Consider the following 16,582-nt stretch of genomic DNA (forward strand, 5'->3'; position numbering starts at 1 on the left):
TGCTTCATGCTACATCCCCCTGACTAAAAACTCCCTATCTTAACAGTTTTTAGTGTAGCAAAAGCGAATTTTTGATTGCAATGCTTTTATTATAAAAACGGTTGCAAATACTCAAGCAATTGAGGTTTAGACATGATCTTGCTTGTCATTCCAAGGTATTTTCCATCCTTGAAAACAAGCAGGGATGGTAAACGTCTTACCTTAACACCAGGCTCATAGTGATTCCATAAATACCTAAAAATAGATCCTTTATGCTTTTCACAATTTTTATCAGCAACATCATCATGATTTGTTTTCAATACTTTTATCTTGTCACCAAGCTCATAAGCAATCGCTTCTAAAACAGGAAGCATTCGAATGCAACCAGGACAATTATCACTATAAAAATCAAGAAGAACTAGGCCCTTATGTTTTGCAAACACAGCTTCTAGCTCTTCATACTGATCAATTCTTCTTCATACTGATCAATTCTTTCAAGCTCTACTTTGAGATCTGAAAATCTGGCACTAAAATTTTGATCTAACTTTTGACCGATTGCGACAGTAAATCCAATGTCATATAAAAAGGAAGTTGCATCAAGTGCCGCTTTTGCACCCTCACCAGCAGCCACAATTGCCTGTCGATAAAAAGGATCCTGAATCTCTCCAGCTGCAAATACTCCAGGCATTGAACTTTGCTGCGTTCTGCCGTTCATAACCATGCAACCATGCTCATCCAGGTCAATGCTACCTTTAATTAATTTATTATTTGGATCATGACCGATAGATAAAAAGACCCCATCAATTGGCCTTCGCTCTGTTTTTTTAGTTTCATTGTCATACACATCAATTGCACAAACTTCTGGCGAATTGCATCCACAAGTGTTTTCTTCATGCTTTTGGCAGTCCTTAGCCGATCCATAAATGGCTACAAGCTCTTTATGGAATTCAATAACTGCATTCGGACACTCAAAGACTCTTTTTTGTATCGCAGCTGCAGCTTTCATAGATCCTTTGCGAACGAGCATCGTAACTTTTTTAACATATGGAGCAAGCTCAAAGACCATTTCTGCAGCACTATCACCACCTCCAGAAATAACCACTTCTTTGCCTTTGAAAAATGATGCGTCGCAGACAGCGCACGTTGTAACACCTTTACCAAAAAATTCTTGCTCTCCTGGAATTCCTAAAGTTTTAGGGGTAGCTCCAGTGGCTAAAATAATAGACATAGCTTTAAAACAACGACCCTCTTCTGTCTTTAAAGAAAAGGGCCACTTTGTAAAATCAATACTTGTAACGGTGTCATGAATAATTGTGGCCCCGAAAGAGACCACCTGTTTTTTCATATCATTCATCAGCTCAGGGCCCATAATTTTTTCAGTGCCAGGCCAATTTTCAATATAAGTTGTTTGAGTAAGCTGACCACATGGCATCGGACCAGCAAAAACAAATGCTTTCATCCCAGCCCTGGCTACATAAAGAGCAGCGCTCAGCCCAGCAGGTCCAGAACCAATGATTGCCACAGGAACAACATTTTCTTCTTTTAATGCATTTTGCATAGAATATGATTCGGGAGCATGAACGTTTTGATCAGCCTTGCTCACGCTTGCTCGAAACGATCCTCGACGACCGTAAAAGCATGCGACAATGCATAAAACAGGTAAAACGACTAAGAAAGTTTTAAATACTTTGCCCATTGTAAAACTCCTTGCTAGAAAACCCATAACTGTATATCTAAAAAATTACTGTATAGAGCTAATCCTACAAACACAACATTTAATTAAAAATTAGCTCAAATTTGACAAGCACGCACACTATCCGTAAAATATATAGTATCTACATTAAGTAAAAAAATCCTCATTGTCAAAAAAAACCATTGCCATCCTTTCACTATCTGTCCAAGTTTTTGTAATATATTTTCACAAAAATTTCTTAGGTGTAACAAAATGACTCATTTTCCAAAAAGACGTTTTCTTTCTATAACACTTTTATCACTGACCTGTCTATCCTTTTTTACAATTACTGCAAAAAGACCAGAGCCTCGCAACACAGCTCCTAAAGCAGATGATCTCCAAAACATGGATCGAGAAACTTTTGAACAGAGCATGTCTGAGCAGCGAAAAGCAACAGAACAAATTGGATTTTGTATTCAACAGCTTTTGCAGACAATTGATGCAAAAAAAATCAACTTTTCAAAAGAAGAAAAGGAATATGTCGTTTCTGAATTATTATCAATTCAAGGCTTTGTCAAAAATATTTTAGAGAAATTATTTGTTCAAAATACACCAAAAGCATTAAATGATGCTATTGTTATTAATCAAATACTTATTGATTATCTTTTGTCCGTTTTGCAAACAGATCTTTTATCTATAGATTCTGACAAAATCTATGAGCAGCTTTATAAAGGATCAATGACTCGAATTCCCCAAGAAAAACTTCATACCCTTGAAAAGCATAATCAAAAAAACATTGAAAAATTAGTAATTGCAACCGACAACGTTGGTTTAAAATGGTACAACTTTACATATCGAAGCTTAAAAAAACATCATGCTTACACGATTGCCAAAGGCGTTGGGATAGCCGCCTCTTCAGTTTTTGCAGCAGCCTTCTTTGCATCACACCTTGAAGACAGCCTTCCTGTAAGCCTAGTCAAAAGTACATTCTGGACTAATTACATTGGCAAAAGACCTGTGAACAATAAAAAAACAGGTAACATGGATCTCCCAGATGGCGTCACCTTAGAAACGGCAACAAGCATTCAAAGAGCAATCTTAACTATTCACAAACTCCAAGAAAGCGGACTTATTACCATTAGCGCGCTGCTGACAATTAGCTACAAAGATATTATTGCGGCTATGTACAAAGACCCTGCAGACTGGGCAAAAAACAAAGCAACCCAAAAAATACACGAATATGACCAACGACTCCAAGGAACTGCCAAAATTGGCCTGAATGAAAATGGCTATGAAAAAGTTTATTTTAAAGACATGGTTGGATGCGCAGAGCTTGAAGAGCTTGCTTTAAAAATCGCAAACTTTATGAAACATCCGGAAAGATACGAACGAGCACAAATTGAAGAACATCGTTGTATCTTGCTTGATGGTCCACCGCAAACAGGAAAAACACAGTTCGCAAAAGCACTAAGAACTCTTGTTGATGAAGAAATGGGAAATCAAGGACAAGTTCATTTCATTGATGGAAAAGACTATGTAGACAAAGGTTGCCCTATCGAGGTGATATTTTCTATTGCAGCCTATTATTCACCATGTATTTTATTTTTTGACGAAATCGATTTAGTCGGAACTCATCGGGATAAAGATTCTAAAAACACATCACAGCTTTTAACCTGTATTCAAGGAATTGACAATATTGCAAAACAGATTTTTGTCATAGGTGCAACCAATCGCCCTGAGCAATTAGATCAAGCTCTTTTGGTGGACGGACGATTTGGAAAACAAATTCATGTCGAATATCCAAAGTATGAATATCGTAAAACATATTTAACACAGCAGCTGGCAAAACGAAGCGTAATGAGTCTTTCTGAAGAATTTATTGATTGTATAGCGCAAGAAACTGACGGTTGCTCATACAACAACCTTAAGCGAATTATTACAGAGGCAATTATTCTTTCTTCAATCGAAACAAGGCCTGTTTGCCAACAGGACTTTGAAAAAGCTCTCGATAGCGAAATACGCAAGATTCAATCTCCAATCATAATGCCTCTTGATGAAAAACGAATTATTGCTACCTATCAAGCTGGAAAAGCCGTAGCGCGACACATTTTAGAAACAAAACAAAACGTAGTTAAAATTACTATCAACCCAGTACAAAAAAATGTTAAAACTGTTGAGGCTGTCGTAACTATAAAAACGGACACGACAAGCAACTGCGAAAATGACAATCTAGCTGCAAATAAAAAAGCTACCGTTTTAAAACTTGGTGAAGTGTTTACTAAATCGAACACAAATCACAGCAGCCTGCTAAGCGATGAAGAACAGAAAAAAGAATGCTTGTCTTTGCTTGCTGGATCTGCAGCACAAGAATTATTATTAAACAAATCGTATTCTCAATGTAACAAGCAAGATCGTGCTGAAGCTATGCAGATAATTTATAGCTTAATTTCAAACGGTGAAAAAACGAATGAAAAAACACAGGCTCGAGCAATCGAATTGAAAAATCAATACATTGCAGAAATTACAAAATTGCTTGAAGAGCACAAAGATTTGATTACAAAAATTGCTAATATTTTAATAAAACAAAACACTATTGATCGTTATCAATGGAAAGAGTTAATTAGTTAAGATATTTAAACTTCAACAAAAGCGAGCTATGTTTAAAATCATAGCTCGCTTTTTATTTTCGATATTTTAAAAAATTTAATTTTCTAAAAAGTAATTTTTTCTTACTGCTTGAGTAGGCAGAGGATAGTGATTATAAATCTGACCACGAAAAACACCATTTTTATCTGTCGTAACACCCATGCTTGTATCATAATCAAATCCAACTCCATAACCATATCCAGAATCTGGAGCAACGTTCATAGTTAATACACCATCTAACTTATCACCACTTTTAGAACCCCACAGATTAGCTACGCCACTGCCAGCCATGATTGCTTTCATCATTGGATCTTCTGGGTCACTGGTGTGTTGATGGGCCCTTACCACTCCAATAATCTCACTGTTGCTGGTGCCCTGTTGTGTTAGCGTAGACCTAGTTCCTTCTTGGCCATATTCAAAACCATTACGAATTAAACTACGGACTATCGGCTCGCCACCATTATCATCTGTTGAAAAATCATTCCACATAAATCCAAGTGATGGCTCACTGTTACGACATGGATCAGGCAATTTAACATTGTCATTCATATATTTTGCAATCTCTTGAAGTTTTAATTTTAAAGCGGTTGAGCTGGTAGGATCTTTAATTATTGAGTCACAACAAGTTTTTCTATTCAAAACTCCAAGCTGTTGATACTTCTGGTTCGAATCAAGAAGTGGTCCTGGATTATACCCAGACTCAATACCACCATGACACAATTGTAAAAACTTACCTTGCTCGTTGCCTAAATAGGCAACAACTGGCATTAATTCATATGTTTTATTAATTTGATCATATAAATCTTTTATTGTAGAATCGTTGCCAAACTTTTTATACAATTCGCCTGTAAACCCATCTCTGTTATTCATAACACCATCTTCATGATTGCCACGAATTAATGTAACTTGCTTAGGATTTGCGTTAGCAAGGCGCATTAAAGTATACCAAACCTCACTGCCATAATTTCCACGATCTACATAATCACCTAAAAAAGCTAAATTAACATTTGGGGCTAATTTAAAATTATTATCCATCTTTCCAGATTTGCATAAATCATCGAGGTGGGTAACGAGTGATATTATATCACCATGTAAATCACCATGAAGAATATGCTCTTCTCCAGGCTTTATTATTATTTTTTGAGCATATGGCTCAAATTTACAATCTGCATTGGGAGAACTAATAGCGCTTGATTGTTTTTCACCTTCATTTGAAGTCAGCCAATCATTTGGATTATTTTTATCTGCTCTTTGTCTTTTTTGAAAAGCTTCAATTTCATCACTCAAAACAGCTATTTGTTTATCTTTATTTCCTGGATGCATCTTTTCAAAAGCACTATCTTTTGATTGATCCGGAGCTTCTCTAGATGGATTAAATTCAGATCGATTTTTTGGCAATGAGTCTACAATTTCTTTAAACTCTAAAAAAGTTATCTGATTATCATCTAGATCATTTCTCTGCCAAGAACATCCGCTCACGCAAAACGTGATAAGCAAGACTATGAATTGTTTTTGCAAGATCACAAATCCCCTAACAATTTAAATAGATCTACTTTAATTTAATTTACTATAAAGACACCTTTGCCACTCAACTTCAGTTTTGCAAAATGAAGATAAGAATTGCAGCGAAAAAGTATGAAGAGTGCGAGAAGAGAATAGTGGGTACCCAAAAGCATCTCGAGCATCAAACCTGACTAAATAAACAGATTTAAATTGGCTATATCTGTCACCAAAGAAATGTCGATATTCTACCGGAAGTTCAGCAACTTTTACCGATTCTGGAAGATACTGCTTATTTCCTATTTTCAGCCGCATGTGCCAGGTTGCATCCTTATCTCCCAGGAGCGCTCCAAGCTTTTGATACTCACCTGTAAATAATGATTTGTTTGATTCATAGAAATTATCTGGCTGAGATCCAACCACATAAAAAGACACAAAATATTTATTTTCATTTAAAACTCGTTGAATCATTAAAGACTCTTGCTCTGGAGTCAGGCCATGATACCTTTTATGATAATCAACATACAGCAGACGAACTTGATCTGTTAAAAACAAAACATTAAATTCAGCGACTGTTGCAAATTGATTGTATGCTATAGTTGTTTTAAAAAAAGGCTGGACTTGTTCAACTAAGTCTTGAGAATGTTTTGCTGCTTGTTGAAAGTTTTGCTTACCCCAATCAATAATTTTATTGCAACCACTTACAAGGAATATACACTGAATAAAAACAGTCATACGAATTAAAGAATAAATGCTAAATTGCTTCATAACAACTTCATCCTGCTTAAGAATTTTGTGATAAAATAACATGCATAACGTATATTAAAGATTGTTAATTGACAAGTATGTTTCTCGCAAAATCCATCAAACGCGTAGGCTTAAATTATGGAAAGATCAAGACTATGATTCAAAAAAGTTTTACTTTTATTGCATATCGATACCTTTGGACAAAAGGCAAAAACAATACTATCGGCTTTATGATTAAAGTCTGCTTTCTAGGAATTTTAATTGCAAGCAGCTCTCTTGCTCTTGTAGTATCAATAATGACCGGATTTGAAAAAGCAACTTATGAAAAAATACAATCTATTTATCCAGACTTGATAATCAGTGGAAATGGTCAGCAATTTGACATGCAACAGCTTGGAACAATTTTACAAGAACAAGAATATAAAATACGCAGCTTCACTCGACAAAAAACAGCTCAAGCTTTAATGTATAATCCAGAAATTTCTCAAGCTCCTAAAATGGTTTTTCTAAATGGCATAAACCAAGCAGAACAAAACAAATTAAGTAAAAAGCTTTTAAATCAAAAAGATGAAGGGCTTGAAGAGCTCCTTGAAAAAAACAATGTAATCATAGGATCTAAGCTTGCGCAAACGGCAGATCTTTTTGTTGGCAGCTCTATAAATATTTTATACACACATGATGAGCCATCTGGACTTCATATAACATTTCAACAAGCCGTCGCAAAAGTCAGTGGTATTTTTAAAACAGGAGTGGAAGAATTCGACAATATAAGCTTATATTGCAATGATAATTTCTTTGACACCCTATTTCCAGACAACTTAAATGAAGAAATACATGTAACATTGCTTCCAGATGTCAGCAATGAAAGTATTGCCAAGGCCTTAAGCAAACGCCTTGAAACCGATGTTTATTCATGGATGGCACTTTATCCAACACTAATTTCAGCGCTCAAACTAGAAAAATGGGCTATGTCTTTTATTCTGTTACTCATTGTTTTTGTGGCAAGCATGAACATCATTTCACTCATTTCTATGTACGTTGAACAAAAGAAAAAAGACATTGCGATTTTGATATGCCTTGGAATGAATACATCATCAATACGAGCTATTTTTGTAACTATAAGTTTAATCATTTCTTGCCTTGCAACCTGGCTAGGACTTCTAGCTGCCTATGTAGTAGGAAAAGCACTACAAACATACCCCTTTATAAAATTACCTGAGAGTATTTACGATACCGACTACCTTCCAATCAAGCTGGAAGCGTATGTTTTTTTAACTATTTTTATCTTAACAATTATGATAAGTTTTTTTGCAAGTCTTTTGGCTACGCGAAACATAGAAAACATTCGCATTGTTGAAACGCTTAAAAATCAGTAGTAATAAAAATGAATAATCTCTATAAAAAAAGGAGTTTCATATGTCTAAAAAACAAATCTTTTCAACCATTTTTGCTTCAGGCTTGCTTGCATGCCTAATGCTCACGCTTTCTGGATGTAGTAATTTGTGTGAGTGGATTGGATGCTGCACCAAACAAGTTTGCCATCAATCAGAAGTAGCTACTCCTACTCCACACACCCCAGAACCCAAAGCTCATACTCCAGAGCCCACAGATGAGCCACCAATGGCAGATGATGTAGAAGAAGAAAATGAAGAAAAAACATCAGAAGAACCAAAAACAATAGAACCAAAATCTATGCCTATGCCAGTTTCTATGCCCGCTAAGCCGGCACCCGTAGCTCCAAAAATCAATCTTCCAGCTACTCCAAAATTAATACCAATAAAAGCTGCCGTTCCTGTTATGCCTGTTGCGCCTAAAGCAATAGCGCCTAAAGCTTTACCTAAAGCAATAGCGCCTAAAGCTTTACCTAAAGCAATAGCACCAAAAGCTTTACCTAAAGCAATAGCACCAAAAGGATTAATGGCTCCAAAGGGAAAAGCACTTCCATTAAAGCCTAAATCATTAGAACCTAAAATGCTTCCAAAGGCTTTACCAAAAGCCCTAGAACCAAAATCAATAGAACCTAAATCTTTACCAAAAGCATTGCCTAAAGCGCTACCTAAAGGATCGCCAAAAGCATTGTCACCAGCTACAGAACTTAAAGGATTATAGAGCCTATTCAAAAGGAATTAAAAAATGTTTAAAAAATATATCTTTCCATCAGTCATTGCGCTAAGCATTCTTGCACTTGCAGGATGTGACTGGTGTGAATGCACAAATAAAAAAAACAAAACTGAAAAAAAAGCTAAACCTGAATCTGAAGAAGCTGACGCTGCACCGAAGGCTGCATCTACCACAGCTGCTGCACCAGTAGCTGTGGCAAAGGCTGCACCGGCTCCAATGCCTGCACCGGCTCCAATGCCTGAGCCAAAAGCTTTACCTCCGGTAGAGCCAATGCCAGAACCAATGCCAATGCCAGCGCCAAAAGCATAAAAAATCTATCTCATAAAAAAACGGGCCGCTTATTTTTCATAAGCAGCCCGTTTTTTTTATTTACGTTTTTTCAAGTGATCTTTAAAGTCATCAGGTTTATTGCTTTCTCTACCACCAAACATACCTTCCATTCTGTTGATAGATTGAGCCAACTTTGTTTTTACCTTGTTTCTTATTTTAGCAGATGCTTTTTTCATGATATCCCCTTTTTTTATGATACGTTTTTTGATCCCACGGCATAAGGGTAATCTAAGCAAATGTATAAAAACAAGACTTTTTTAAAAAATTGAACAAAATGACAAAATCTGCAAGAAATTCAATAGGTGATCTTCTACAATTTCTGAGTCTTGAGGTTTTTCAAAAATAAAAATTCCTTGGTTATCATATTTCATGTCCCATGTGTGATACATCGGATCACGCATTTGAAATTTTAACATCAAGTCTTCAACCTTGCTCTGCTCAAGACCGCTATCTTGTAAAGACAGGGATCTATCACTCACAGATCGAACATGTCCATTAAAAGCAGAATCTTTCATATGAGAAGTAAAATCTTTTTGAGATTGCCAGCTGTTATCTTTTGTAAATGACTCTGGGTGATGATATCCAGCAACACCTTTTAAGCATTGAAAGTCTGGATTATTTACAAGGTAGGCTGCTTTATTAATATTAAACATATCTTTAGAGCAAAGATCATGAATAATAAACTCAGATAAATTTTCCAAATGATGATGCTTTACCATATTTTTAGAAAAACCACCAAACCGAGAAAGCAACTCTTTTTCTTTATTTTTATTTATATTTTTTATATAGTCCATGCCCCATCCTTAACTTTGAGCAACTTACTATCAAATCATTTCAAAGTTTTTCTACCACACCGTAATTAGAATAACAAATGATTATCTTATAAAATCATACTTAGGCCTTTTAGGTTCCCAAGTTCCACGAACCGATCTTAAATAGTTTATGCATATTTGAACCATTTATAAGACCTGTTATACTAATTGTTTGCAGTAAAAGAGCCATTTGATCAAGAAAGCAAACATTTTTATATCGATAAAACAAGAAACTATGATTCAATTTTTATTTAAGTTTTATATATTTGCCTCACTGAGCACTCAAGCTTATGGCAGAAATGTTCGCAGACCGCAAGATCCCTGTGTTCCAATTATTTCTGTTTCTGCAACGGATCCAGAATTTGAAAAGAGCTGGGCTCCTTTAAAAAAGGATCCAACATTCACACAAACCTGCTCACTTAAAAGTAGTTTTTTGAGAAGAAGAGTTTTTGAAAGATTTGATATAAAATTTTTTAATGAAAACTATCTGCCTTCTGAATGCTTAGAATTTAGAGACAAATCAGGATCAGTTAAAACTCAAACGCTTTCAACCCTTTCAAATAAATTAGTAGAAGAGATAAAAAGAGGAAAAAAAGATTTTCCCAACTTCATCATTCTAAAAGACAAAGATTTTAATTATAAATCTCTTTCTGGAATCATCATCGTCAAATTTAAAAATTATCCATTTGTTCTAAAGCTTTCAATTGAGCATCCACACACGATGGTGCAACCATACTCAAAAAGCTTTGAAAATACGGGCCAATTTGTCATTGGCGGAAATTTACGTCACCTGAGTAATTTTACAAGAATTACAAATCTCAAAAGAATCAAAGAGATTTTGGGCGAAAATCCTGAATATCTAAACCGCATCCATTTCCCCCGAAAATGGTACTGGAAGCCAAACAAAAGTCACGATCTAAAAATTATATGGAAATGCAATGGTCATCAAGAAGAAATGTTTCTTCCAAGCGTTTATGCAGTTATTTCTGATTTTATACAAACTGATAAAATCCAACCACAACAAGAACTCAATAAGCTTGCTATGAAAGTGGCAATAGATACAGGATTTTTGATAGATCCACATGCTGGAAATTTTGTCATAGAACAAAACCCTCAACAATGTGTACTGCTTGACACTGAGGATTTTAGAATAATGGTCGGACTTAGTCAAAGCATGAAAGCTAAGAGTTACACCAACTGGTACCTTGAGCTTGTTTACAATGGCCTAAAAACATATTGCTTGCGCAGCCGCCAAGAACGCATTGATCAATGCACCTTAATTTAATTCGTCTTCAATGCTTTTTATCAAGTTTGCAAACTTTTCATTGCGAGCCCGAAGGCCAGTAACTCTTGAGATAGCATGAGTAATGGTCGTATGATCTTTGCGATCTAAAAATTCGCCAATTTCCCTAAGTGACTTATCCGTGTGGCGCTTCATCAAATACATGGCAACTTGACGCGCATGACTCACACATTTGCTGCGATCCTTAGATCGTAAATCCTCAAGCCTGTACGAAAAATGTTTTTTGATATGAACCATAATGTCTTTAAAATCTATCTTTGACGGGACAGCCTTAGACTCTTTGGATGATCCTAAGACTTTTTTAACCAAATCAATCGTTATTGCCTGATTTGTCAGTGAAGCATATGCAAGAACTCGAATTAAAGATCCTTCTAACTCTCGAACGCTGCTCACTTCTTGCTGAGCTATAAAAACAGCCACTTCGTCAGAAATTGATTCACGCTGAATCTGAGCTTTTCTTTTTAAAATTGCTATTTTGGTTTCCAGCATTGGCACTTGAACATCTGCTATCAAACCCCATTCAAGTCGTGACTTTAATCTATCAACTAGCCCACCCAAATAACGAGGCAACGTGTCACAAGATAAAACTATTTGCTTATTTGCATCATACAAATTATTAAAAATGTGAAAAAAGACTTCTTGGGTTTGTTCTTTGTTGACCATAAATTGAATGTCATCAACAAGCAAAACATCGATGTTTTTATATTTTTCTTGAAACTTAGCAACATTATCAAAGCGAATGGCGTTAATAAATTCTGTCACGAAACGATCAGTTGTTTGATACAGAACCACTAAATTAGGATGCTTTTCTAGCACTTCATTGCCAATTGCATGGAGCAAATGAGTTTTGCCAAGCCCTGAACCCCCATACAAAAGAAGTGGATTATAAAGAGTTCCAAGCTTGCTTGCTATTGCTCGAGATGAAGCATAGGCAAACTGATTATTTTCACCAACGACAAAGGTGTCAAAAGTATAAATTGGATTTAATTTGCTTGAATTCATCTGGTAACCAGATGCTTTTTTTACAATCTCTTGTTTCTTTTTTTTAGACGCTGCAGATACTGCTGGCATGATCTTAGATGATTCTTGGTACACAGCAATTGGATCTGCGTTTGCAAGTGAAAAATAAACTGTAATTTTTTCAACACCTAAAAGACGACGTAGATGCTTTTGAAATAAATCTTTATAATTTGACTCAACCCAGTTTTTGACAAAAAGATTGGGAGCGGATAAATAAATCCCTCCCGTTAAATTATCATAACGAGAAATTGTTACTGCTTTGATCCACGTTTCAACAACGCGAGTACCAACTTCTTCTTTGATAATCTTTAAAAAATCTTGCCAAATCTGGTCACTTAGTCCATTCATAAAAGTCGTATTCTTTTTTAACAGGGTCCAAATTTTATTCTGGTACGAATTGTACCTATAGGTATGCTACAAAAAAAAGATCGTGTAAATGTGTTTCATATCTTAACAAAAAAAGATCTTTTGCTACAGCGTTATTTATATTTAGCCCGTAAAAAAAGATCTTTTTTATTCTATAATACCGATCTGTCAAACAATAGATCACTACCAAACAAAAGTTTGATTATCTTGAAATCCAACAGGAAAAACAACTTGTTTGCCATCGATAGCAAAACCACCAAGCCCAACAAATTGAAGCCCAAGCCTTTGATCCATTAAAACATTTAGAATATTAACAGCCAAGAGACCTTGACCCTCTGTCGTTGAAAAATCAAGCATAATAATATTTGGATTCTCATCTGGAAGCAAAACCCCAGACTTGCGACAAGCCTGACAAAGATTAAATAATGCCTGAACCGAATTGTCCTGTTTTTCTGGCATATAATTTTTAATGTCACTTACAGCTTTTGAAAAAGATTCTTTATAGGAAGCAACTGAATCGAAAATATATTTAAATGGCTGAACCGTTCCAAGATATGCAAACTTTCCTGTCGTAAAATTAATAGCCGTTGCAATACGACTAAAGCTCATGCTTTGTTCAAAGAATTCTATGGGAAAGCCTATTTGTTTTAATGCATATGCAGAAGAACTAAGCAACCATGAGCCACCAAGCGTTAATTTCCCTACTTGATCTCTCATACTTTGATAAAATTTAATTCCTGCCTCAATTGCTCTTTGATCTGCAGGATTAAGAGATATATCTTGAAACCAGCTTAATTCTGTAATCGCATGTGGCAAAGGCCTTGGTTTTCCTGGCCTAAAGTTAGCCGATCTTTCTAAAACAACCGTCCCATACTGATTTCTTGAAACAAAATCCTCATACGAAAAAGTATATGTAGTTGTTCTATCATCAAAAAATAAAATTCGCTTATTTTTTCTACACATCCAATCAAGAGTTGGCCAACGACCACCCCACTCCTTTTGATTTTTTTTATTTGCAACGTCTGATGGCCTAATGACCATTGAAGCAAGCCCTGTAATTTTTTCGATCTCATTTTCAGTTTGCTCGGCAGTTAAATAGTTATTAATTCCAACAATCAAATATTGATCTGGATACTCCCTTAAAAGATCCTTAATGGTTTGATTAAGCTCTTTAACCACTCGATGAGGCCGAAACCCTCGCGTTGCTAAAGAAACGGTTGCGCACTTATCATCGTCAGAATGACATAAAATTGGCTCATCGTTTGGCTTATCCATAAAACTACCTGACGGATTATGCCATGCTGGACGAAGCATGCGAACCCCACCTTTTACAAATTGATCTTTGCTGCTTGGTATTTGCTGAAAATACAAGAATCCTTCAGCCTTATTTGCAAAACAATTATGTGACCCAAGAACCGTTATCTGATCTAATCTTTTATCTTTATGCTGATTTAAAAACACATTTGGCACTTCTAGTAAAAAATCCTGTGGAAATTTATAAGAATCTTTTACGCCTGCTCCTGGCCGTAAAATATAGGTTAAAACAACGGACTGATCCAGCTCATAGCTTTGCTTAACAATTGGAGTGTTATCAGAACTCCAAGAAACAATAATGTCTCTGCCAGTACTATTAATTATTGGCCCGTCAAATGCTAGATCAGCAACCTCTGGGTTTGTTGGTTCTGCCTGCTCTACCGGCTCATCGTCTACAATTTGTACAATTTTTGATTTAATCGGCGTTTTTACTATTCTTGCGCTCACGCTATAAAAAGACATCAAGCCTATCAGAAATATGACCCCTACTATTTTTTTATTTAATAGATTTTTCATTATATGCGCTCCGTTTGAATAAAGATTTTATTTGGCGACAATAATAATTTTTTTCTAATAAGCCTGCCATTTAAAACAAGCTCCACACCCAAATCACCTTGTTCGATTGATGCCGGAGTTTCGCCATCCAAATTTTCAGCAATTGTTGTATTTGGCATAAAGTATCGCAAAACTGTGCCATCTGTACTTTCGATAAAACTAGCTGGAGCATATGTAACAATGGGATTTGGCTTTTCAAATGTTAAAATTATAGTGTCTCTTTTAGCTCCATGAATTACTTTGACATCAATTATCTCATTGCTGTAGCTCGCTACCATTTTTAGCGGCAACAGGAGCATAATTAAAATAAAATGAGCTTTAAAAAATGATCCTTTGAAATATAAAGTATTTAATGACATAGATCCCCCGATCAAATTTATTTACTACCCCTTAATCTTTGTACACGTAAAGCCTACAAGAATTGATTAACCAATAGCAATAATTTTGGTTTTATCTAGGTGACTATCTCGATTCAGACAAAAAAGAAGGCACCCTTTTTAGCAGGTGCCTTTAAAATACTTTGAACGATTTTCTAACTAAGTTTTTATTCTAAATCTAAGTCAGAATCAAGAGAGCTAAGCGATGGCTGCCTTACCGGTCTTAAATCACTTGGTCTCACTGCTGGATGTAAAGCGTTTAACTCTTCAAGAACAAAGCTCATTGCTACTGCTGGATTAGTTAAAGCTTCTTGCCGTCTTGCAACCAAAAGAGCATAAGATTCCTGCTGCGCTATCCCTACTCCTGGACACCCTCCTGGAAACGCTGATCCTTGATCTGTAGGAGTTGTCGTAACAAGCGGCAAATCAGGCTCTATGCTGATTATAATTGTTGGAGTTGATGACCTTGATGATTCTGACGAACTTGATACCTCTGATGGACAAACATATAATCCTGCCACCAGGAGGGCTGAAAAAATTACTTTTTTTAACATACTTAAAATCCTAATACTTTTATAAAACTCTTACTTTAAAATCTAAACTATTGATCTCTTTGACGTTTTGCTGCAAAATAAGCAGGTTTTTGACTTGGGCAAACTCCTGTAACTGCTTGAAAGGCTTGGGTTTGCCTAGTCGGAGTTTTTGGATCTGAAAGATCCCTTAAACCTTCAAGCACTGATTCTGATGAACGCTGAGGAGGCGTATGTGGAAGATTAACCATTTGACAAGTTACCATTCTTGGAAATGATGAACAGTTACAAATTCCAGAAGCCATCAAAAAAGACAACATTAATTTTTTAAACATAACCTAAATCCCTATATTTTATAGAACAAACAGATTTTTAAATTTTACCAAAAAGCAAAGCAAACTCAAGTAATTAAGCTGTTTTGATCAAATAACTTTTTTGCACTTTTTGCCTTGTTGAGTACCACCGTTTATATTCTGACAAACCAGACACATCGCCAATCAGCACAAAACCCTTAAGTTCATCATCCTGAAGGTACATTTTTTTAATATTTTCATCATCAATGCTTGTTATTATTTGTACTTGTTCAGCCGTATCAAAAATAGTTTTGCCGCAAGCATAAAAGTCTTTACCAAAAAAATAAGAATCTCGAAGCCCTACCATTCCTGGATAAGCCCTCGTTGCAGTCCCATACATTGCAGCCGCAATATTTGTAGCTGCACATAGCCCTTGAAGCATGGCATCAGCCCATGTAGTTGACCTAAAAAACTGTCCCGTCATCATACATTTTACCCTACAAACATCGCCACCGGCAAAAACAGTCTCAATACTTGTTTGCATAAATTGATCTACTGATATTGAGCCCTCAATCGTTTTTATTTCAGTTCCCTGTATCAGATCTAAGTTAACGCTAGACCCGGCAGCAACGATAACCATATCGGTACTGATCATAGACCCGGTATCGAGCTGAACATAAGAAACTTTTGTGTCAGAATCTTGCTTAACAAAATTAGATGCACGTTTATTTGTAAGTACCAAAACTCCAGAAAGTCTCATTTTACTAGCTACCCACTGCGCAATTTGCAGGTCTACTTGACCAGAAAGAATAGATTTTTGTGCTTCAATAAGCGAAACGCAAACATTTAAAGATCTCAGAGAAGATACAGCTTCTATGCCATTCAGCCCGCCTCCAATCACGCAGGCTCTCTTAACATTGTTTGTTTTTATATAATTTAAAATATTGTTCATGTCTGCAAGCGTATGAAAATTAAACACATTTTCCAGGCTCTGATTTATGCTTTGTTTAATAAATG

Annotated in this window: 17 protein-coding genes; 5 read left to right on the forward strand and 12 right to left on the reverse strand. The window is 35.8% G+C overall.

The window, feature by feature from the left end; genetic code table 11:
- Positions 1-89: 89 nt before the first annotated feature.
- Together NTU89_02010 and NTU89_02015 are read right to left on the reverse strand one after the other, a co-directional pair.
- Positions 90-422, reverse strand: coding sequence for a thioredoxin family protein (locus NTU89_02010; protein ID MCX5923321.1), 333 nt, complete (start codon positions 420-422; stop codon positions 90-92).
- Between the two features lie 5 nt (positions 423-427).
- Positions 428-1,675 carry an FAD-dependent oxidoreductase gene (locus tag NTU89_02015; GenBank protein MCX5923322.1) on the reverse strand — a complete coding sequence of 416 codons (1,248 nt, stop codon included), beginning with the start codon at positions 1,673-1,675 and terminating at the stop codon, positions 428-430.
- A 249-nt stretch (positions 1,676-1,924) separates the two neighbouring features.
- On the opposite strand from NTU89_02015, the gene NTU89_02020 reads away from it, so the two are divergent.
- Positions 1,925-4,279, forward strand: a complete 2,355-nt coding sequence (locus tag NTU89_02020; protein ID MCX5923323.1) for an AAA family ATPase — start codon at positions 1,925-1,927, stop codon at positions 4,277-4,279.
- A 75-nt stretch (positions 4,280-4,354) separates the two neighbouring features.
- Here NTU89_02020 and NTU89_02025 read toward each other — a convergent pair whose 3' ends face one another.
- Entirely contained in the window at positions 4,355-5,821 is a 1,467-nt protein-coding gene (locus NTU89_02025) for a metallophosphoesterase family protein (GenBank protein ID MCX5923324.1), read from the reverse strand.
- A gap of 30 nt (positions 5,822-5,851) precedes the next feature.
- The gene (locus tag NTU89_02030; protein ID MCX5923325.1) at positions 5,852-6,565 is read right to left on the reverse strand and encodes a hypothetical protein; all 714 of its coding nucleotides are present in this window, start codon (positions 6,563-6,565) and stop codon (positions 5,852-5,854) included.
- Between the two features lie 134 nt (positions 6,566-6,699).
- Between NTU89_02030 and NTU89_02035 the strand changes: the two genes are divergently transcribed.
- From NTU89_02035 to NTU89_02045, 3 genes are read left to right on the forward strand one after another with little or no spacing between them, the layout of a single operon-like run.
- Positions 6,700-7,920: an FtsX-like permease family protein gene (locus NTU89_02035; GenBank protein ID MCX5923326.1), complete on the forward strand. Its 1,221-nt coding sequence runs from the start codon at positions 6,700-6,702 to the stop codon at positions 7,918-7,920.
- Positions 7,921-7,960: 40 nt separating this feature from the next.
- On the forward strand, positions 7,961-8,653 hold the full coding sequence (locus tag NTU89_02040) for a hypothetical protein (protein ID MCX5923327.1): 693 nt from the start codon (positions 7,961-7,963) through the stop codon (positions 8,651-8,653).
- A gap of 24 nt (positions 8,654-8,677) precedes the next feature.
- A complete protein-coding gene (locus NTU89_02045; GenBank protein ID MCX5923328.1) occupies positions 8,678-8,974 on the forward strand; it encodes a hypothetical protein in 297 nt (98 codons plus the stop codon).
- 56 nt (positions 8,975-9,030) lie between these two features.
- On the opposite strand, the gene NTU89_02050 is transcribed toward NTU89_02045, so the two are convergent.
- Together NTU89_02050 and NTU89_02055 are read right to left on the reverse strand one after the other, a co-directional pair.
- Complete coding sequence (locus NTU89_02050; protein ID MCX5923329.1) at positions 9,031-9,171, reverse strand: hypothetical protein; 141 nt, start codon at positions 9,169-9,171, stop codon at positions 9,031-9,033.
- Between the two features lie 81 nt (positions 9,172-9,252).
- The gene (locus tag NTU89_02055; GenBank protein MCX5923330.1) at positions 9,253-9,789 is read right to left on the reverse strand and encodes a hypothetical protein; all 537 of its coding nucleotides are present in this window, start codon (positions 9,787-9,789) and stop codon (positions 9,253-9,255) included.
- A 208-nt stretch (positions 9,790-9,997) separates the two neighbouring features.
- On the opposite strand from NTU89_02055, the gene NTU89_02060 reads away from it, so the two are divergent.
- Positions 9,998-11,092, forward strand: a complete 1,095-nt coding sequence (locus tag NTU89_02060) for a hypothetical protein (GenBank protein ID MCX5923331.1) — start codon at positions 9,998-10,000, stop codon at positions 11,090-11,092.
- Here the strand turns inward: NTU89_02060 and dnaA are convergent.
- The 6 genes from dnaA to NTU89_02090 form a co-directional block, all read right to left on the reverse strand.
- The gene (gene dnaA / locus NTU89_02065; GenBank protein MCX5923332.1) at positions 11,084-12,478 is read right to left on the reverse strand and encodes a chromosomal replication initiator protein DnaA; all 1,395 of its coding nucleotides are present in this window, start codon (positions 12,476-12,478) and stop codon (positions 11,084-11,086) included. The genes NTU89_02060 and dnaA overlap by 9 nt on opposite strands.
- A 201-nt stretch (positions 12,479-12,679) precedes the next feature.
- Positions 12,680-14,326, reverse strand: a complete 1,647-nt coding sequence (locus NTU89_02070; GenBank protein ID MCX5923333.1) for a hypothetical protein — start codon at positions 14,324-14,326, stop codon at positions 12,680-12,682.
- Entirely contained in the window at positions 14,326-14,724 is a 399-nt protein-coding gene (locus NTU89_02075; GenBank protein MCX5923334.1) for a hypothetical protein, read from the reverse strand. Before NTU89_02075 ends, NTU89_02070 begins: the two co-directional genes overlap by 1 nt.
- 185 nt (positions 14,725-14,909) lie before the next feature.
- Complete coding sequence (locus NTU89_02080; protein MCX5923335.1) at positions 14,910-15,296, reverse strand: hypothetical protein; 387 nt, start codon at positions 15,294-15,296, stop codon at positions 14,910-14,912.
- A 47-nt stretch (positions 15,297-15,343) separates the two neighbouring features.
- Positions 15,344-15,607 (reverse strand): hypothetical protein, encoded by a 264-nt coding sequence (locus tag NTU89_02085; protein ID MCX5923336.1) that lies wholly within the window; start codon positions 15,605-15,607, stop codon positions 15,344-15,346.
- 73 nt (positions 15,608-15,680) lie between these two features.
- The coding region (locus NTU89_02090; protein MCX5923337.1) for an FAD/NAD(P)-binding oxidoreductase at positions 15,681-16,582 on the reverse strand (902 nt) is incomplete at its 5' end.

The sequence above is a fragment of the Candidatus Dependentiae bacterium genome (genome assembly GCA_026389065.1).
Taxonomy (GTDB): Bacteria; Babelota; Babeliae; order Babelales; family Chromulinivoraceae; genus JACPFN01.